Source organism: Algibacillus agarilyticus (assembly GCF_003286125.1).
GTDB classification, from domain to species: domain Bacteria; phylum Pseudomonadota; class Gammaproteobacteria; order Enterobacterales; family Alteromonadaceae; genus Algibacillus; species Algibacillus agarilyticus.
Genome location: NZ_QMED01000003.1, coordinates 249,396 through 270,486 on the forward strand (window position 1 = coordinate 249,396; position 21,091 = coordinate 270,486).

Annotated in this window: 15 protein-coding genes and 1 other annotated feature; all 15 genes read left to right on the forward strand. The window is 38.4% G+C overall.

The features are described 5' to 3' along the window. Positions 1 to 30: 30 nt before the first annotated feature. The 15 genes from cysZ to DPX34_RS04475 all read left to right on the forward strand — a co-directional run bounded on the left by cysZ (position 31) and on the right by DPX34_RS04475 (position 21,058). Entirely contained in the window at positions 31 to 723 is a 693-nt protein-coding gene (gene cysZ, locus DPX34_RS04405; RefSeq protein WP_111977199.1) for a sulfate transporter CysZ, read from the forward strand. A 246-nt stretch (positions 724 to 969) separates the two neighbouring features. After that, positions 970 to 1,092: a sequence feature (His leader region), on the forward strand. A gap of 17 nt (positions 1,093 to 1,109) precedes the next feature. Further along, positions 1,110 to 2,012, forward strand: coding sequence for an ATP phosphoribosyltransferase (gene hisG, locus DPX34_RS04410; protein ID WP_111977200.1), 903 nt, complete (start codon positions 1,110 to 1,112; stop codon positions 2,010 to 2,012). A gap of 42 nt (positions 2,013 to 2,054) precedes the next feature. Then, positions 2,055 to 3,386 (forward strand): histidinol dehydrogenase, encoded by a 1,332-nt coding sequence (hisD, locus tag DPX34_RS04415; RefSeq protein WP_111977201.1) that lies wholly within the window; start codon positions 2,055 to 2,057, stop codon positions 3,384 to 3,386. Further along, complete coding sequence (gene hisC, locus DPX34_RS04420; protein ID WP_111977202.1) at positions 3,383 to 4,456, forward strand: histidinol-phosphate transaminase; 1,074 nt, start codon at positions 3,383 to 3,385, stop codon at positions 4,454 to 4,456. Before hisD ends, hisC begins: the two co-directional genes overlap by 4 nt. 4 nt (positions 4,457 to 4,460) lie before the next feature. Continuing rightward, a complete protein-coding gene (gene hisB / locus DPX34_RS04425; protein WP_111977203.1) occupies positions 4,461 to 5,531 on the forward strand; it encodes a bifunctional histidinol-phosphatase/imidazoleglycerol-phosphate dehydratase HisB in 1,071 nt (356 codons plus the stop codon). Then, complete coding sequence (gene hisH, locus DPX34_RS04430; RefSeq protein ID WP_111977204.1) at positions 5,532 to 6,143, forward strand: imidazole glycerol phosphate synthase subunit HisH; 612 nt, start codon at positions 5,532 to 5,534, stop codon at positions 6,141 to 6,143. Next, positions 6,140 to 6,877, forward strand: coding sequence for a 1-(5-phosphoribosyl)-5-[(5-phosphoribosylamino)methylideneamino]imidazole-4-carboxamide isomerase (gene hisA, locus DPX34_RS04435; RefSeq protein ID WP_111977205.1), 738 nt, complete (start codon positions 6,140 to 6,142; stop codon positions 6,875 to 6,877). The genes hisH and hisA overlap by 4 nt, the downstream gene beginning before the upstream one ends. Beyond that, positions 6,859 to 7,635, forward strand: a complete 777-nt coding sequence (gene hisF, locus DPX34_RS04440; protein WP_111977206.1) for an imidazole glycerol phosphate synthase subunit HisF — start codon at positions 6,859 to 6,861, stop codon at positions 7,633 to 7,635. The genes hisA and hisF overlap by 19 nt, the downstream gene beginning before the upstream one ends. Next, the gene (hisIE, locus tag DPX34_RS04445; protein ID WP_111977207.1) at positions 7,629 to 8,249 is read left to right on the forward strand and encodes a bifunctional phosphoribosyl-AMP cyclohydrolase/phosphoribosyl-ATP diphosphatase HisIE; all 621 of its coding nucleotides are present in this window, start codon (positions 7,629 to 7,631) and stop codon (positions 8,247 to 8,249) included. Before hisF ends, hisIE begins: the two co-directional genes overlap by 7 nt. A gap of 470 nt (positions 8,250 to 8,719) precedes the next feature. Beyond that, on the forward strand, positions 8,720 to 9,739 hold the full coding sequence (locus DPX34_RS04450) for an AAA family ATPase (protein ID WP_111977208.1): 1,020 nt from the start codon (positions 8,720 to 8,722) through the stop codon (positions 9,737 to 9,739). Then, positions 9,729 to 11,045 carry a vWA domain-containing protein gene (locus DPX34_RS04455; protein ID WP_111977209.1) on the forward strand — a complete coding sequence of 439 codons (1,317 nt, stop codon included), beginning with the start codon at positions 9,729 to 9,731 and terminating at the stop codon, positions 11,043 to 11,045. The genes DPX34_RS04450 and DPX34_RS04455 overlap by 11 nt, the downstream gene beginning before the upstream one ends. A gap of 10 nt (positions 11,046 to 11,055) precedes the next feature. Further along, positions 11,056 to 14,265: a hypothetical protein gene (locus DPX34_RS04460; RefSeq protein WP_111977210.1), complete on the forward strand. Its 3,210-nt coding sequence runs from the start codon at positions 11,056 to 11,058 to the stop codon at positions 14,263 to 14,265. A 649-nt stretch (positions 14,266 to 14,914) separates the two neighbouring features. Further along, a complete protein-coding gene (locus DPX34_RS04465) occupies positions 14,915 to 16,855 on the forward strand; it encodes an alpha/beta hydrolase family protein (RefSeq protein WP_111977211.1) in 1,941 nt (646 codons plus the stop codon). A 559-nt stretch (positions 16,856 to 17,414) separates the two neighbouring features. Then, a complete protein-coding gene (locus tag DPX34_RS04470) occupies positions 17,415 to 19,871 on the forward strand; it encodes a PVC-type heme-binding CxxCH protein (protein ID WP_111977212.1) in 2,457 nt (818 codons plus the stop codon). Between the two features lie 23 nt (positions 19,872 to 19,894). Next, on the forward strand, positions 19,895 to 21,058 hold the full coding sequence (locus tag DPX34_RS04475; protein ID WP_232824650.1) for a Gfo/Idh/MocA family protein: 1,164 nt from the start codon (positions 19,895 to 19,897) through the stop codon (positions 21,056 to 21,058). Positions 21,059 to 21,091: the final 33 nt, after the last annotated feature.

Sequence of the window (21,091 nt, forward strand, 5' to 3'; positions counted from 1 at the left end):
ACCTTACTTATTAAAGTTGAGTATTTTTATATGAACCATTTTTTTGCCGGATTTAATTTAATTACCCAACCTGGGTTAAGACGTTTTGTGATCGTGCCATTGCTCATTAATATCATTTTATTTGTGATTGCATTGATTGCCTTAATTTCTCAGCTGGATCACATTACAGATTGGGCTTATTCATTATTACCTTCTTGGTTATCTTGGCTTTCATATTTAGTCTCGCCTTTAATCATCATTGCTACGTTCATGGTTTTTTCATTTATTTTTACCGCGGTTGCTAATTTCATCGCCGCGCCTTTCAATGGCATTTTAGCTGAAAAAACTGAACACCTGCTCACCGGTAAAAGTCCAGACTATCAAACAACATTTTCTTCTGAAGTAACGCGCACTTTAAAACGCGAATGGCAAAAATTGATGTACGTTTTGCCTAAAAGTATCGGTTTTTTAATTCTTTTTTGGCTTGTACCGATATTTGGTCAAGTTATTTGGTTTTTATTTAGTGCGTGGATTATGGCTATTCAGTATTGTGATTACCCGTTTGATAATCATAAGGTTGAGTTTGGCGATATGAAAGATACCCTTTGGCAGCACAAAGGCAGCGCATTTAGCTTTGGTGGTACCGTTGTCTTATTTTCTATGGTGCCATTTATCAACTTGCTTGTGATGCCGGTCGCTGTGTGTGGTGCGACAAAATTATGGGTAGAAGAAATTAATAATTAACACACTTAAATAAAGAATGTAATTAAACAAAGGTAGGCTATTTATTAGTCACTTAATCAATTTAAAGTGAAATAGTGATTTTAAGTATATAAAATCACTATTGGTTTTATTCTGCACCTTGCGTTTATTTAACAATTAAGGTACTTTGTCGCCATAAATTTATAGCTTGCATTACAATCTCGTTTTTTAAGCTGATTTAACATTATTTGGTAATATTAAAATGACAAACTTGAAAGTTTCTATCCACCATCACCATCACATTTTGGATTAGTCTTTCAGGCAGTAACTGGAAGGCACAATGCATCTTCCGGCGTTTTAAAACCCAGTTTTCAAACCCTCGGAAGGCACGCCTACCGAGGGTTTTTTAGTTTTCAGGACATAATAAAATGACAATAGACAACACAAGACTTCGTATCGCTATTCAAAAAGGCGGTCGTTTAAGCGATGAATCAAAGAAGCTTTTAAAAGCTTTAGGTATGAAATTTAGTACACGCGATCGTAAATTAATCGCGCATTCAACCAACATGCCCGTTGATTTATTACTCGTTCGCGATGACGACATTCCAGGTTTAGTTATGGATGGCGTATGTGATTTAGGCATTATTGGCCAAAACGTTTTAGAAGAAGAAAAATTAGAGCGTGAAGCTAAAGGTAATGCTTGTGAGTTTAAAGAACTTAAAGAATTAGATTTTGGCGGTTGTCATTTATCAATCGCGGTTGCAGAAGAAATGGATTATAAAGGCCCTGAGTCTTTACAAAATGCCCGTATCGCAACAACATACCCACGCTTAACCGAAAAATACATGTCGGCTAAAGGCATCAATTTAACATTTTGCTTATTAAAAGGCTCTGTTGAAGTGGCCACTCGTGCTGGCTTGGCTGACGGTATATGTGATTTAGTTTCTACAGGTGCAACACTTGAAGCCAACGGCTTAAAAGAAGCAGAAGTTATCTACAAATCTAAAGCGACATTAATTCAAACAGCCGTCACCTTGAGCACTGAGAAACAAAGCTTAATCGATACGTTCTTAACTCGCATTGAAGGTATTATGCAAGCTAAAGAAAGTAAATACATTATGTTGCATGCACCTAAAGCACAACTTGATGACATTGTTGCTTTACTACCGGGTTCGGGTTCACCAACTATTTTACCGCTTGCGGGTTCAGATGACCAAGTTGCGGTTCATATTGTAAGCCCAGAAACATTATTCTGGGAAACAATGGAAGAACTTAGAACATTAGGTGCAAGTTCAATTTTAGTTATGCCAATTGAAAAAATGCTAGGTTAATGCTAGCGACTTTTATTAGTTTATAGACGGAGAGTAAAGTACGTGAGTAACGTATTCGGTCAAACACAAAACTGGGCTAATTTAAGTGAAGCAGAACAAACTGCTTTGCTCGCCCGCCCTGCACTTGCAGACAGCTCAAGCCTTGCAACAATTGTGCGCGATATTATTGCGCGAGTTAGAGCAGAAGGTGATTCAGTATTAATTGAATTAGCTGAAAAATTTGATGGTGTTAAATTAGATAATTTACGTGTTTCACAACACGATATTGATAACGCGATTAATGAAATATCGACCGAAGTTAAAGATGCAATCGAACTTGCTCACCGTCAAGTACATGCTTTTCACGCGGCTCAAATACCGCAACCCATAAAAGTAGAAACCATTCCTGGTGTTGTTTGCGAACTGCGTTCGCAAGCGATTAATGAAGTGGGATTATATGTACCAGGCGGTACGGCACCGTTGCCTTCAACCGTTATTATGACGGCAACACCAGCCAAAATAGCGGGTTGCAAACGCGTTGCTATGTTTACACCGCCAAATGCTGAAGGCAAGGTTACACCTGAAATAAGATACGCGGCAAAAGTATGTGGCGTAGACGAGCTCTATATTTCAGGTGGTGCGCAAGCAATTGCCGCATTAGCTTATGGTACCAATAGCATTAAAAAAGTAGATAAAATTTATGGCCCGGGCAATAGCTTTGTTACCGAAGCTAAACAACAAGTTAGCCAAGATGCATTAGGTGCCGCTATTGATATGCCGGCTGGCCCAAGTGAAGTTTTAGTGTTAGCCGATGCTTTAGCCGATGCAGATTACGTGGCCGCCGATTTACTTTCGCAAGCGGAACACGGCGCCGACTCGCAAGTCATTTTAATTACCAACTCGGCACAACAAGCGACCGCAGTTGAGTTAGCGACCCAGCAACAACTTAATTTATTGCCACGTAAAGCCATAGCAACAGAAGCGTTAAAACACAGTCGAATTATCATTGTAGAATCAATTGAGCAAGGCATTAGTGTGTCAAACCAATATGCCCCTGAGCACTTAATTGTACAAACAGAAAATGCACGTGATTTATTACCACAGTTTGAAAATGCCGGTTCAATTTTTATTGGGGCATTTACCCCTGAATCGGCCGGTGATTATGCCAGCGGCACCAATCATGTACTTCCAACTTATGGCTACACCCGAGCTTACTCAAGCTTAAACTTATCTAGCTATATGAAGCAATTTACAGTACAAGAATTAACAGAATCGGGGTTAAATGCGATTGGACCAGCCATTATGGCATTGGCTAACGCAGAAGGCCTAGATGCACATAAAAATGCAGTTAAAATTCGCCTAGATAAACAAGCCGTCTTAGGTGGAGAGAAATAATGAGTTTAGCAAATCAATTAACCCGTAAAAACATACAAGGTTTAGTACCTTATGAGTCTGCTCGTCGTACCATGTCTGGCGGACGTATTTGGCTTAATGCCAATGAATCGCCTTTTGCTAATGCTTATGAATTAGATGACTCTGTTTATAATCGTTACCCAGACTTTCAACCCGCAGACTTAATTTCAAGTTACGCCGCTTATGCCAATGTTGAAAAAAACCAAGTATTGGCCGGCCGAGGCGCAGATGAAGCCATTGAATTACTTGTTCGCACTTTTTGTGAAAAAGACGAGAAAATATTAATTTGCCCACCCACATACGGCATGTACGCGATTAGCGCAGAAACATGTAACATCGATGTGGTTAAAGTGCCATTAAAATCAGATTTCACCTTAGATATTCCGGCTATTGAGCAAGCTCAAAAAGAACATAAAATTAAAGTTGTGTTTATTTGCTCACCCAATAACCCGACTGGGCATTTAGTTTCGGCAACACAAATAAAACAAGTGCTCAATATATTCGCTAGTAGTGCCATCGTTGCGGTTGACGAAGCATACATAGAATTTGCGTATGAAAATACGGTTGCAGGTTGGATAAATAAATACGCTAACTTAGCAGTACTACGCACCATGTCTAAAGCATTTGGTTTAGCGGGTATTCGCTGTGGTTATACGCTAGCGAATAAAGATATCATTGAATCGATGAGCAAAGTGATTGCGCCCTACCCGATCAGCTGGCCTGTTGCACAAATTGCGACACAAGCACTTAGCGAAACGGGCTTAGCTCGCATGCATTCACAGCTAGCAATAATTTTAGAACAGAAAAATAAAGTACAACAAGCACTCGACTCGCTTGATTATGTATACGAACAATTACCTAGCGCATCAAATTTTATTATGTTCCGGACTAAACAAAAACAAGGTTTATTTAAATACCTCGTTGATAACGGCATATTAATTCGTGATTATTCGAAGCAAGTATTGCTCGATGATAGCCTTCGAATTTCGATTGGTAGCGCAGAAGAAACCCAAGCCTTGATAGAGGCTATGCAAGCATTTAAGGCTGAATAGAACCATGTCTAGACAAAAAATATTATTTATCGACCGTGACGGGACTTTAGTTGTTGAACCACCGGTTGATTATCAATTAGATACATTAGAAAAGTTGGTTTTCGAACCTAATGTTTTTGCCGCTTTAACTAAATTAAGAGCAGAAGGCTACTTATTAGTGATGGTAACTAACCAAGACGGTTTAGGTACTGATAGCTTTCCAACTGCTGATTTTGAAAAGCCACAGCAAAAAATGCTCGATATTTTTGCGTCACAAGGCATCACATTTGACGACATTTTAGTCTGTCCACATTTTGAATCAGATAATTGCACATGCCGTAAACCTAAACTCGGTTTAGTCAGTGATTATTTGCAGCAAGGTAAAGTAGATTTTGAAAACAGTTATGTGATCGGCGATCGCATGACTGATATACAGCTCGCTCAAAATATGGGCATTCAAAGCTTCCAGTACAATCCGGAATCATTAAACTGGGATCACATTGTTGCGGCACTAACAACTCAACCGCGTGAAGCCAGTATTCATCGAAAAACCAGCGAAACCGATATTTTAGTCGAAGTTAATTTAGATAAAGTCGCTAAAGCCGATATTTCGACTGGCGTTGGTTTCTTTGATCACATGCTTGATCAAATATCGACTCACGGTGGCTTTTATATGAATATTAAAGTCGATGGTGACTTACATATTGATGATCACCATAGTGTTGAAGATACCGCGCTTGCACTGGGTCAAGCATTGAAAAAAGCCCTTGGCAACAAAAAAGGCATTGGCCGTTTTGGTTTTAGTTTACCAATGGACGAATGTTTAGCTCAATGTGTACTTGATATATCAGGCCGGGCATTTACTAAATTTGATGCTCAATTTGATCACGCGTTAGTTGGTGGATTAGCCACTGAAATGGTGCCACATTTCTTCCGCTCATTAGCCGATGGCATGGCAATTACTTTACACCTTTCAACAACCGGTGATAATGATCATCATCGTGTAGAAAGCTTATTTAAAGTATTTGGTCGCGCGCTACGTCAAGCCATTCGCATAGAAGGCACTGAACTACCTAGCAGTAAAGGGGTTTTATAAATGTCAGTTAATACAGATCAAAAGATCGTTATTATCGACACGGGCTGTGCCAACTTATCATCGTTGCGATTTGCAGTAGAACGCTTAGGTTACAAAGTTGAAGTTAGTTTTGACGAAGCCGTTATAAAAAATGCCGATAAAGTATTTTTACCGGGTGTGGGTTCTGCTAATGCGGCAATGCACATCATTAACGAACGTAAACTCATCCCAATTATCAAAAGCCTAACCCAACCGGTTTTAGGTATTTGTTTAGGTATGCAATTAATGACCGCGTTTTCCAAAGAAGGAAACGTCGACTGCCTACAATTAATCGATGAGCAAGTAAACCCAATCCAAGCTGAAGGGTTGCGTTTACCACACATGGGTTGGAATACACTATCGAGTATTTCAGACCACCCTATCTTTAGTGGCATCACATTTGATGACTACTTTTATTTTGTGCACAGCTTTTGCGTATCAACCTCAACGAACACATTAGCAACTTGCGATTATGGCCAAACATTTGCGGCTTCAATCGGCTCAGGAAATTTTGCCGGCGTGCAATTTCATCCCGAGCGTTCAGGCAAAGCGGGTGCAAAAATCATTAAAAATTTCTTGGAGATGAAAGCATGATAATTCCTGCTATTGATCTAATCGACGGTAAAGTCGTTCGCTTGTATCAAGGTGACTACGAGCAAAAAACTGAATATAAATTAAACCCTCTTGACGTTGCCAAAACCTACGCTGACGGTGGCGCAAAATGGTTACACATCGTTGATTTAACCGGCGCTAAAGATCCAGAAAAGCGTCAACTTAAATTAATTAAAGAATTAACAGATACCGGCTTAATGCGCTTTCAAGCGGGTGGCGGTATTCGTCGAAAAAGCGATGTAGAACAATTATTAGAAGCCGGTGTAGAACGAGTTGTCATTGGGTCACTTGCCGTTAAATACCCTGAAGTTGTAAAAAATTGGGTTGAAGTCTTTGGCCCTGATGCAATTGTATTAGCACTTGATATCAATATTGATAAAGATGGCAATAAATTTATCGCAACTCATGGTTGGCAAAAAAATTCAGGCGTACGTTTAGAAGAGATTTTAGACGACTACCTTACCGTCGGTGTACGTCATGTATTATGTACCGACATCAGCCGTGATGGTACGTTAAAAGGTTCTAACGTTGAACTTTACCAAAGTTTAACTCAAGCGTATCCGCAAATTGTTTGGCAATCTTCAGGTGGTATTGGTGGCGTAAGTGATATTGAAGCACTTAAACCAACTAAAGTGGGCGGCGTTATTTTAGGTCGTGCACTATTAGAAGGTAAGTTCACCATCGAGGAGGCGATTGCATGTTGGCAAGACGCATAATACCTTGTTTAGATGTTCGCGAAGGCAAAGTAGTAAAAGGCGTTAAATTTCGTAACCACGAAATAATTGGCGACATTGTGCCTTTAGCGCAAAAATACGCTGAAATGGGTGCGGATGAATTAGTCTTTTATGATATTACCGCATCAAGCGATCAACGTGTCGTTGATAAAAGCTGGGTTTCGCGCATCGCTGAAAAAATCGATATACCTTTTTGCGTAGCCGGTGGCATTAAAACAGTTGAACAAGCTCGCATAATTTTAGAAATGGGGGCTGATAAAATTTCAATCAACTCTCCTGCTCTTGCTAACCCAGAATTAATTACCGAATTAAATCAGCGTTTTGGTCAGCAATGCATCGTGATTGGCATCGATTCTTTTTATAATAAAGACACCAATCAATACGAAGTGTACCAATTTACGGGTGATGAAAGTCGTACGCAAAAAACCAGCTGGACCACCTTTGATTGGATCCAAGAAGTGCAGAAACGCGGAGCGGGTGAAATCGTTCTTAACTGTATGAATCAAGACGGTGTGCGTGAAGGTTACGATATTGTGCAATTAAAACAAGCACGAGCTGTTTGTAACGTGCCCCTTATCGCTTCTGGCGGCGCAGGTGCTATTGAGCATTTCACAACCGTATTTAAAGACGCCGACGTAGATGGCGCATTAGCAGCAAGCGTTTTTCATAAAAATGTAATTGAAATGGCCGAGCTAAAACAAACCCTAATTAATGAAAATGTGGAGATCCGCCCATGCTAGTCACAGCAGAAACACTAAATACCCTTGCTTGGGAAAAAGGCGATGGCATGCTGCCGCTTATCGTTCAAAATGCATTTTCAGGTAAAATTTTAATGCAAGGCTATGCCGATAAAGCCGCGTTAGAGAAAACATTCTCAACAGGTTTAGTTACTTTTTATAGTCGTAGTAAAGACCGCTTATGGACTAAAGGCGAAGAATCGGGTAACAGCCTTAAACTGGTTGAATTATCGACAGATTGCGATAGCGACAGTTTAATTGCATTAGCAGAGCCTGTTGGCCCAACTTGTCATACGGGCAGCGAAACCTGTTGGAATACCGAAGCCCAGCCGCACTTAGCCTTTATTAGTGACTTACAAGACGTTATCGCTAGTCGTAAAGGTGCCGATGCTAGTTCAAGTTATACCGCGAGTTTATATGCCAAAGGTGTAAAACGTATTTCACAAAAAGTAGGTGAAGAAGGCGTAGAAGTAGCCCTGGCTGCCACTTCAGGTGACAAAGACGAATTAATTTGCGAATCGGCTGATTTGCTATATCACTTAACCGTCTTATTACAAAGCATGGACTTATCACTTTCAGATGTTATCGATAAATTAAAAGAACGCCACGCTAAATAAGCAAATCGTTCTTTAATACCCACTATAAAAAAAAGCAGATAATTAATCATTTAATTTTCTGCTTTTTTTTTGTGTTCTTAAAAAAGTGTTCATATTTAGGTCTCTTTATAAATACCCAAGTCATTGCAAAAAATACGTTCACCGTTATCAGTTATAAAGTCACTTGGGTATAGTGAAAAACTGAGCTTTAAATTTTAAATTTAACAACATATCCCTCTCATTATTCACTGAAAACACATTTAAATAGAGCTCATTTTTAAGACGATGCGGCTTGAAATTATTGTTGAAAAGTCACCCGGGTTGCTATTTCAATAAAACGACAGCAATTAAAAATCAACATCAACCATGAATATACGCATTTTATTTAGTTAATACTTCGACAACTTCATATCTCTATTGATAAAACTAAAACCACATAGTAAATTAAAAAACAGAGTAAAATTATATAGTTAATAGAAAGGATTCTCTGCATGCTGCTCTCGCCTAATGAGCTACACAATTCATTATCAACACTTATAACCACCGACACTCAACTTTCAGTGATGATCTGGGGAAAGCCCGGAATTGGAAAATCATCTGTCGTCGCGAATATAGCCAAACAAAACAATCTCGCATTTGTCGACATACGATTAACTCAACTCATGCCCAGCGATTTACGCGGGATCCCGGTTCCAGACCAAGGTAAAACGCATTGGTTTCCACCTTCATTTTTACCGACAAAGGGAAAAGGAATTCTGTTTCTGGATGAAATAAATATGGCTCCTCCAACAATGCAAGGTGTTGCACAGCAACTTATCCTAGATCGAAAGATTGGTGATTATAACGTTCCAGATGGATGGTTTATTTGGGCAGCCGGTAATCGAGCAGAAGATAAAGCAGCCGTATTTAAAATGCCCGCACCACTTGCAAATCGTTTCTTGCACTTTGATGTTGCTATATCGCTAGACGACTTCAAGCGCTACGCGTTACTCAATAACATTGATAGTAAAATCATCGGTTTTTTAAATTTTAGACCGGCATTATTACATAAACCGAATGATAACGATCCTCGTTGGCCTTCACCGCGCAGCTGGGAAATGGCGAGTCAATTATTAAAGATAGGCTTAAATACATCATCGGCCATTGGTAATGGATGTGCGATTGAATTGGAGGCATTTATCGAATTGTCTTACAATATGCCTGATTTGAACGCTATAATGCAAGGCACGAGCATCGATGATTTCCCTACAACACCTTCAATTTCATACGCACTTATATCGGCATTAGCAATAAAAATTAAAGTACCATCAGACGCTGTTAACAGCTTTAAATGGCTACTCAAAACAGCCAATCCTGAATGGATCCAAGTTTTTATAAACGATTTGTTTTTATTGTTGAATGCAAATGGTCAGTTTGCTCAATTTGCGACTGCTTTTATCAAAGACCCAACAGCCAAAAAATATTTACAAGACTATGCTAAATTAACAAAAGCGATTAACGATGTCCTCTGATATTTGGTCGCAATTTTTATTGTACCTCAGAAAAAACCAACCGTTTTTTTCGACATTCGCGATGTACTGTCAGTTTAAAATAAGCATGTCTGTTGATTTTGCCGAAACAAGCGGTAAAACAATGCATATAAATAGTCAATTTTTTGAGTCTTTATCACTCGCTGAAAAATTCAGTTTTCTGTTGCATCAAGTTTTGCATTTAAGTTTGCAACATCCACTGCGCGGACAACATAAACAGACTGAAATTTGGAATATTGCAGCCGACATAGCCGTAAACTTAATTATAACTGACTGTTCATCATTAAAACCGGCCCCTTTCACCGCTTGGGATAATCGATATAAAGGCTGCACAGCTGAAGAAATTTACAATGCGCTAATAACACTTGAAAACGAAAGTACATCTCCTTCTTGTGTGACGTCTCCCAATAGAGATCAACAACAAGCGTATACTCTTTCAGTTCCAGACTTAGATCCCGATGAAGACCCCAGTTCAGATCCAAACTCTGACCCCAGCTCTAACAAAAATAGTAAGCAAGATGATTGTCATAACGACTCAACACAAGACACTGAAAAAGTTCAACAAACCAAATCGTCATTAAAAAATCCACAGCTACAGCAATACCGCTCTAAACATGACGTGAGCTCACATAAAACAGCAACAGAGCAAAATAAACAATTAAAACCATATTGGGATAAAGCTTGTCAGTCGATACGTATTCAACAACAAAAGCTTAAAACATGGGGTAACATACCCGAGTTATTAAAACGCGAATTTGAAATCGCAATTTCAAATAAAGTCGATTGGCGCTCGGTGTTATGGCGATATTGCCAAACAAGGTTAAGTGACTTTAAAGAGTTTGACTGGCGGTTTGTCAGCCGTGGACTTTATCGAGAAGAAATGTATTCAGAGGGATTACACCTCGCGGTTGCCATCGATACCAGTAGCTCAGTCAGTCAACATGAGTTATCAATATTTATGGCCGAACTCAATCAAATTATCCATACCTTTACGGATATCGATATTAGTTTATATTTTGCTGATGCTGATATTGTAGGCCCCTATGCCTTAAACAATGAAACCAAAGATTTACCCATACCACGAGGAGGCGGAGGCACAACATTTAATCAATTTTTTAAAAAAATAGAGACCGATTTTACGTTTTCCCCACCTGATGCATTATTATATTTAACCGATGGTGGCGCTATATTTCCAACTAAAGCCCCCGAAATTCCAACATTATGGTTAATCACCGATTTAAGCATAACTGCCCCATTTGGTACAACCATCCACATAGACATAGCTTAAAAGGATTTAAATGAAAAATTTAACATTAGACACATTAGCGGCTTCTGAGTGTATATTCTCTTCAACAAAAAACACTAAATTAATGATTCAACTAATTGAAAATGCGACAACTGCAGAGTTAAATCGATTACTCGAAAAAGACAATACGACCCCAATATTTATGTCTTTGTGTTTTATGTATGCAGCACAAAATTTCGATGATGCTAGCTTTAACTTACTCTTAAATAATGTTAATTGCCCGCTTAATATACTCAAATCGTTACAATGGTATAAAGCAGCGTTATTTGATCAATCCGACGCTCTTGCCTTACTTGAATTACGCTGTTTAGATGATGAAATAAATAAAGAATGGCAACAACTCGACATCAAAAAACCAAGTGATATCAATGAGATTTACAAAATACTTTACCCTTATCTATCTGACACAACATATCATCACCCCGTCTATAATAGTTACTACTTTATAAGTGAATACTCTTTCTCATTAAATTACTTTTTTATCCCTCATTTTATTTTAGAAAACATTAAACCGGATTTAAATTTACCAGACCTTTGTAAATTAATAGAACTAGCCCGCCCTGAAGTTATTCATGAATATATTAATGATAAAAGAGCCAAAGTTAGACAATCTTTAGCGGGTCGAACCGACCTTAGCATTGTGCAATTTAACCAGCTAGCACAAGACAAAAATGTGTCGGTCAAAAAAACGCTCATCATGAACCCTGCAACACCGACCGATATTTTATTAAACTTTGTGAAAGACACAGACGAACGTGTTATAAAGTCACTCCAATCACATTCAAGTTTGCCCTCTGTCGTTGAGCAAGCCTTACTTGAAAAAAAAACTGCAGCACTGCAATTAGATATACCCACCATTACAATCAAACAAGCTTTAGATCTATACAAAGCCCCTAACACAACCGCGAAAACGATCGCAGCATTCTTAAAACACCCCGATCCTTTTATTCGAGCCGTTGGCGGTTTCCATCATTTATCAGGTGAAGAATATTTTGATGCATTAATGCAGGAAGATGAGCATTGGACCAAAGTAAGTGCGGCATTGCGTACCCGTAACCCAATACACTTGCAAACATTATTCTCAACATTAGATCCCGATATACACCTTAATTTAGCTTACAACCCACATATATCAAAAGCACTTGCGCTTAAACTCACTAACGACAGACGCAGTGAAGTAGCACAGTCACTTGCTGCTCAATTTTATGATGACGAAGATGTGTTGCAAGCCGCATTAAAAAAAGAATTAGCACGGCCCAATACTAAATCAGGTTGGGCTAAAAATGTGATCGACTTACGTGACCCTGAAACACCAAGAGCGGTGCTAGATGAAATAATGGAACACAAAGCACGCTTACCTCTGGTCGTAAATAAAGGAATGGTTAGGCACCCTAACTGTGTGCCAAGCTTATATCGTACACTCGGGTATTATTTACCCGATGATGCCAATAAAAACCCGAATAAAGAGAAAAAATTATCTCGCAGTGCAAAAGGCTTTAATGGCTATGATAATGAGCGAATTGAATCAGCGGCGAGTTATGATGGCGTATTTCAATGTATAACTGATTTACTACTGCAACAATATGACACGCCATATGTCCGGACATTATCATCTTGTTTTTTTATTAACCGTTGTTTATTACAGCAACATATCCTCTCTGATGATGTACATTTCTTTAAACGTTTAGTCGAAACCAACAAACATATTAAATACACGCGTTTTATTTACGAAGGGATCGCAAGACAAGGTTCACTCGCGGTTAAGCGCTTATTGGTTACCAATATTAAAAAATTACCTCAAGCCATTTTAGATATTTTAAGTCAAGATAAAGACGCCGGTTTACAAAAATTACTCAGTGAATATAAAGGTAATATAACTAAAAGCGCCCCATCATATTATATAGATGAAAACGATCCCAAAAGTTTAGGTGACTCTTCATCTCGTGTTCACTTTGCTCGAAATTCATCTGATATTAAGATATTAACGCTATTAACTAAAGACACCGTTAAACAAGTTAGACTGACTCTGGCAAAACGAGATTCTATACCTGACGCCATCGTCAGAATTTTAGCTAAAGATAAAGATCAAGCCGTAAAGATAGCCGCCTTAACAGGCAGAAATAGACGTTGGACACAATCTGAACTAATCAATTTACTCGACGAAAAAGAAGATAAGGTACTAACCGAAATATATAAACTACTCAATAACATACAATATCGTCATGAATTAACCGATACGCAACGATTAACGTTACATAACAACGCTGTAAATATAGCCATCAATGATGCATACAGCAGCCAGACACGTTGTTATGCAATTAAAGCTGCCGAACCTTGTGATACATTAACCCAACTATATCCAACTGCCGATCCAGACATAAACAATGAGCTACACGCTAAAATCACTGATTCAGCATTATTAGAACGTATCGTATTTGATATACAGCGTAATGCTACAGATCAAAACACAGCTCATTATCAATACAAAAATCAATTTAAAACATTGCTGCATTCACCCAGTATGACGCTAGAACTCGCTGAACAATTTAAACAAATGAGTTCTGATTATTTATATATGATGATTGAAAATAGTCATCCGGATATTTGCTTATTTGGATTAAGAAATTGCGATATAAAACAAGATAAACAATTTATAATTTCTGCAAAACTCTCACTAGAGCAAGTGAAAGAAATATTAAGTCAATATTCAGATATGATCGACATGTACAGTTTATCTATGTACGCGCATTGCCTTGATTTACCGTTTTTGCAAATTTATTTAAGTCAGCCTAAAAAAGACCTTAATTGGCGTACTAAACCCGTGCGTTTATTTGAAAAAAACACACAATTATCACCTGAAGTTGTAGACTATTTAATTCGAAGCAAAGAAAAAGATTATGCACAGAGGTTAGCCCAAACTTATGTTTATAATACAGAACAAATAAACTATTTAATGGATACGGCAAAAGACCATTATTTTTTCTATCACTTAATCGATCATCAAGCGTTAACTATTGAACAAGAAGCAAGAATAGCGGCTTTAAACATCACCGAATTAAATGTTGATCTAGCAGAGTGTCAAAAAAGGACACACACGTCACAAACAACTCACCCCGAGACATTAACTTTACTCAGTCAAAAAAACGGGAAAGCGGCTAAAATAGCCATAGAAAACCTAAACAAACGGATGATGACAGCCTAGGGCGTTTTGATCGCGGCATTGGCTTGATGGCATAGTGGTTCTACGTCAAAAGCCAATAACAAAGAGCAAAACGTTTTGGATTGAACCCAAAGGGCAGCGCATTTGCACTATTTCTACTATGTTGCCCCACATGGATGTGGGGTAAGGTGACTTTGCAGAAGCATAAAGTCTTTATCGCTCATTTATGTAGAATAACGACACCGCAATCGCTCTGCCTTGTATAAATCGTGCAAATACGGCTGCAAAAGCATACACAAAAGATAAACACGCCCTAGTATTAAATGCCAGTATTCGGGTGAATACTGGCAAGAAAAGTTAATCTATCAATAGAATACCACTAACTAATTAGGTATTAATACAATTTACGTAAGCCAAAAAAAGAGTCTTGTATTACTTACTTAATAACGATTAAGCCACTTGCTATCCGCATGTAAACTGACCAAAACTGAAATCGTATTCATTGTTATACGCTGTATTACCAAGCACTCAAACACATACCTCAATTGCTTTTTTGTAACAATTCGTTAAACTGTCGCGCTGAATATTAAAACCTTATTAGCGAACATTTACTACATCGTATAGGGTATTTATTTTTATAAACACACATATAACACACGAAAACAAACACCAGATAAAAAATGGACTTATCATGAAAAAATACCTATTTATACTTTTAGCACTCTTTAGTGCTCAAGGGTTTACAGCTTCTACTCAAACATCAGTATTACCACTTGAAAATTATGGCGCTCTACCCAATACGGCCATGATGCGAGTGTCGCCTAACATGCAACGTATCGCTTATCGCGCATCTTCAGCTGACAAAGATTTAGTTGTTGTTTACAACATGCAAGAAAAGAAAACCTTAGGTGCATTTGATATATCTCAAATTAACCCAAATCACATGTATTTTATATCTGATGATAAACTTATTCTTGTTGCTTCAGAATATAAAAAATTACATGGTTATCGCGGCAAACATGATGTGAGTTCAGCTTTTGTATACGACATAAAAGAAAAAGAACTGCGTCAATTATTAACCCCTGGATACGGCATTTATAGAGGTCAAACCGGATTAGGGTCTATCGTCGGTTTATCTCCAGACAAACGTTATGCTTACATGCCTGCTTATGTGGGTAAAGACGGTACAAACCCAAGTTATGATTTATTACGCGTCGACTTAACTAAAAAACGTGAACCTCGCCGATTTAAAAAAGGCAACAGTGATGTTGTTGATTGGTTTGTAGATAACCAAGGCAACACATTAGCGCGTGAACGTTATAACAACAAAGAAAATCGTCATACTGTTGAAGCCTGGCGAAATGATGAATGGCATAAAATATTTTTCGAAGAAACGGAGTATCGTAATAAATCCTTTGTTGGTGTAACGCCAGACAGACAATCATTAGTTATGTTAGGTTACTCAAATAAAACCGATAACAGTGCTTATTTTACCATGTCGTTAAAAGATGGGACTATTTCAGAACCAATATTTGGCCGCGAAGATGCTAGTGTTGCACAAGTTTTTACCGATATTAATCGTGTTGTTAAAGGTGTTCGCTATTCCGGTTTTAAACCCAGTTACGGCTTTTTTGATAAAAAATTAGATAAAACCATCAAAGCCATTCAAGCTGCGATGCCAAATAACTCAATAAAAATAGTCGATCACGATGAATCTTGGTCAAGTTTAGTGTTTTACCTTGAAGGTGAAGGCTCATCGGGTGATTTTATTTTGTATAAAGATGGAAGTTTTTCATTTTTAGCGTCGGCCAGAAAATCAATAACGCCTGATTTTGTTAACCCCGTTATTGAATACACTTATAAAGCACGAGATGGATTAGCCATACCCACATTATTAACCTACCCCGCCAAGTTAGTTAAAAAAGATAACTTGCCCGCTATACTCATGCCGCATGGCGGCCCTGCATCTTATGATAGATACGGGTTTAATTGGAAAGCACAATATTTTGCGAGTCGTGGTTATTTAGTTATTCAACCCCAATTTAGAGGTTCATCTGGGTTTGGCAGTACACATTTAGAAAAAGGACACGGTGAATGGGGCGGAAAAATGCAAGATGATTTAACCGATGCCATTACGCATTTAAGTGCAAAAGGCAAAATTGACCCTAAAAAAGTATGTATTGTCGGCAGTAGTTACGGTGGTTACGCGGCTCTCGCCGGTGCAGCTTTTACACCTGAGCTATACAAGTGTGTGGTATCAGTTAATGGTGTGAGTGACGTAAAAGAAATGCTCAAAACCGAAAAAAGAGACCACGGTAGTGATCACTGGGTTGTCGCCTATTGGGAAAATAACATTGCAGAGGGTCAAGACAGCGACGAATTCTTAGAAAGTATTTCCCCGATTAATTTTGCTGAAAAAATTCAAGCTCCCGTGTTATTAATTCACGGCGAAGATGATTCTATTGTTCCTTATTCTCAATCTGATGATATGTTTGATGAATTAGAAGATTTTGATAAAGACGTGACGCTAATCGAACTTGAAGATGAAGGTCACCATTTGCGCTCTTACACGACTCGTTTACAAGCGTTGAAAGAGATTGATAAATTTGTCACTAAACACATGAACAATTAACAACGTTGTGCATAAGGCAAGATTTTGTTTAGCAAGATCTTGCCTTGTTATTCGTTTCACATACAGCGATGATCTCACTCATTAACCTTCAGCCATTAACCTTCAACTATTAACTCGCAACATATTTACCTTCACTAACGTCTATAACTATAGCCAAGTCACTCAACTTAAACACGAAAAGCTTAGTAAATCATCATAACCCAATTAACAAACCTTCAGCTTTTATTAGTTTAGCGACCCTTAGCCAAATTCAGCAATCATAATATTAAATTTAGTAACAGGTTGTTGGTCGTATAAATAACAATCAATTACTGAGTGTTAGTGCTTTTACTCTTTTGGTATTTAATTAAATAATACTTAATAATCAATGATTTAAATTAAGCCAAAAACATAAACTTACATATATAAAAATAGATATCCATATGCTAACCTATATAGAGGCTTGACCACCTTACACAATTTAAATACAATCAAATTAAACATAATATCAACAATATTAATCTAATATAATCATCATTTACTAAATTGTGATTTTTTTGTGAATAAGGACAATATTGATATGAAAGCCTTAACACCCGCGTTGCCTGTACTATTTAGCCTTCTTATTGCAGGGTGTACATCCAGTTATACTGCAAAAGACCTTCAAAAAAATGAAGGTGATATATCAAAACCTGAGCACACGACCGAACCCAAAAAAGTAACTCAAACTGAACAAACAGCCGTTATTAAAACTAAACAGCCAGTACAACAAGTTAAAAAGAACCCGGGAGATAGAAAAGGCCACGACATGTCTGAAGTCGTGCCACATGACCAAATACCCCCCGCACCTATTTTAAATATTGAACAAGCACTCGCCGCGTTTAAAGTACATGACGATTTTGAACTCCAAGTCGTCGCTCAAGATCCACTGTTGTTTGATCCTATTATTGTGCAATATGATGCGGCAGGTCGTGTCTGGGCTGTCGAAATGACCACATTTATGCAAGATGTTGAGGCCACAGGGCAAAACCTTAAAGAAAGCCAAATAGTGGTTTTAACTGACACAGATCAAGATGGTGAAATGGACCATCGCCAAGTTGTCGTTGAAAAAATATTATTACCGCGTGCCTTTGCTTTTGTACCCGGTGGCTTTATATGGGCTGATAATGAGCAATTGTATTTTACTGAAACCCACGAAAATCAAGGGCAAATAAGAGCACTAAAAACCGAGGTTGTAGACCCAACATACGCCAAAGGTGGCAACCTAGAACACAAAACCAATGGTCTTCTATTTAGTTTAGATAACTGGTATTACAATGCTAAATCAAGTAATCGATATCGCCCCTACCCACTTAGCGCAAGTTTACCTGCCAATGCAAAAGAAATTTACCGTAATCATTTATGGAAAATGGTCAGATCAACAACCGAGTTTCGCGGCCAATTTGGTTTAACTCAAGATGATTACGGACGCCATTATTTTAATGTTAACTCAACGCCTTTGTTAACCACCTCTTTTATACCCAATGTTGCAAACCGTAACCCTAAACACAAATTTGCTAAAAAACGCTTAACTCAACGTGTTGGCACCAATGATGTTTATCCGGCCAGAGTCACACCCGGAATTAATCGCGGTTACCAAACCAAGATGTACACAAAAGATTTTAAGTTAAAAAGCCATACATCAGCTTGTGGTCCATTAATCTATCGCGGCAATCAATTTGCCGAACAGTATTATGGCATTGGTTTAGCCAATGAACCGGCCGGCAATTTAATAAAGGCAACAAAAATAACAGATAAACAAGGTGTCGTGACGGGTAAAAACTTGTTTGATAAACAAGAAATCATTGCCTCAACCGATGAAAGATTTAGACCCGTTAATGCCGTTAACTCACCTGATGGTACCATTACCCTCGTTGATTTTTACCACGGCATTATTCAAGACCGCACCTTTTTAACCAGTTACTTGGTTAATCAAATCAAACAACGCGATCTTGAACGCAGTAAACACATTGGTCGTTTATACCGATTAAAATATAAGCATAAACCATTACCCAAAGTTGATTATTTAGATAAATTATCGGCTAACGAACTTGTGCCTTATTTAGCCCATGCCAACGGCTGGCATCGTGATATGGCACAACAACTATTAGTGATGAAGCAAGATTTATCAGCGGTAAATGCTTTGAAAAAAATGGCGACATCACACGCTAATCATTTAGCACAGATAAAAGCGTTATGGGTATTAGAAGGCCTAGGCTCTATTGATTTTGCTACATTACAAGCAGCAGGCAAAACGGCCAACGATAAAGTAAAAGTAAGTGTTTATCGTTTAGCTGAATTTGTAAAAACAACGCCCGTATTACAAACTTGGTTAAACACACAAGCAAAACAAGCCAGTAATGAAACGTATGCGGCTTTAAGTTTAGCCGCAGGCACACATCAAGCATGGCCAGCGATAACACAATTAATCAATACCTTCACGATAGATGATTTTATTATTGCGAGTTTAGGTCATCAAGAATCGCCTTATTTGGCCGCTGAAAGTCATAACATTAACCTTGAAGCTCGTAAGCAATTAATGGTGTTAAGTGAATTGAAAATTGAAGCAAAACAAGTTAAAAAACATTCAGCAGCGGTAGCCGCTCAAATTGCACAGGGTAAAGAATTATTTAATGGCAAAGCAGGTTGTTTTGGTTGCCATGGCGCAGATGGTGAAGGTAATCAATTTGTACCACCTTTAAATAAAAGTGAATGGGTTACGGGCTCTCAAACGCGTTTAACCGCTATATTGCTGCATGGTCTAGCCGGCCCAATTACAGTTAATGGTAAATTGTATGAAACGCCAATGACCATGCCGGGCTTAGCAACTAATGCCGGTTTTAAAGACGCTGATCTGGCGGCAATAGCGACTTACATCCGTAATGAATGGGATAACAACGCAACCCCAGTTTCAACGGCAACGGTCACAGAAGTTCGTGAGCAAACAAAGCTGCAAACCACAACTTATACTGCACAAAGTGCGAATGAAATTAAATAACAAATTAAAATATAAGACACTAAATGATGACTAAAAATATAAAAAACCCCATTCGATTAGGTGTGATCGGTCTCGGCAATATTGCACAACAGCATATAAATAATATAACGAGCCAAGCCGTGAGCGGGTGCGTAATAACGGCCATAGCAACCCGTAATAAAACGCCATTAGTTGATGAATTAAAGGCAACACATTTTACTCACTACCAAGAATTAATTGATTCGGGTTTAGTTGATGCCGTTTTAATTGCGACCCCAACATTAGCGCATTTTGAAATGGCCGCGTATGCGCTCGATAAAAATATTCATGTCATGTTAGAAAAGCCCATTGGGCTTTCGGCTTTAGAAGGTGAAAAGCTGATCGCGCTCGCCAATAAAGAAACAAAATTTGCTTTAATGCTTAATCAACGTACCGACCCGACGTTTAGCAAAATGAAGCAAATCGTTGATTCAGGTTTACTGGGGCCAATCCAACGTACACATTGGACAATGACAAACTGGTTTAGACCTAATATTTATTTTCAGGTAAGTGACTGGCGTGCAACTTGGAAAGGCGAAGGCGGTGGCTTATTAGTTAATCAATGTATTCACAACCTAGATATATTTCAATGGATATGTGGTGTTCCAACCGAGATCACCGCGTTTTGCGAATTTGGTAAATATCATGATATTGAAGTTGAAGATGAAGTTACCGCGTATTTGCGTTATGGCGATAAAACAACCGGGATATTTATTGGTTCAACCGGTGAAGTGCCAGGGGTTAACCGCTTTGATGTAGTCGGTGATAAAGGCAGCTTGCATTTTGATAGCGGCGTTTTAACCTTAAAAACCAATAGTCAAAGTACCGCAGAATTCAGTAATACAACCACAGAGATGTTTGGTTCACCAGAGGTGACCACAGAAGCCATTAAGATCACCGAAACCGTCAATCAACATGCGGTGATCATGAACAATTTTGTGCAAGCCATTTTAAATGACGAACCTTTGATCGCCCCCGCAGCGGCTGGCTTAGCTTCACTTGATATGGCCAATGCCATGCTGCTATCAACATGGCAACAACAAACGATTAAGTTACCACTCAATCGAGAGCGATATCAAAGTGTACTTGACCAAAAAATAGAAAACTCAACACTTCGTGTTAAATCAAACACGCAAGCAACGGTCGATATGAGCAAGTCTTATCGTTAACCACTAAATGAATGACCCCTATTCAAAAGTGCA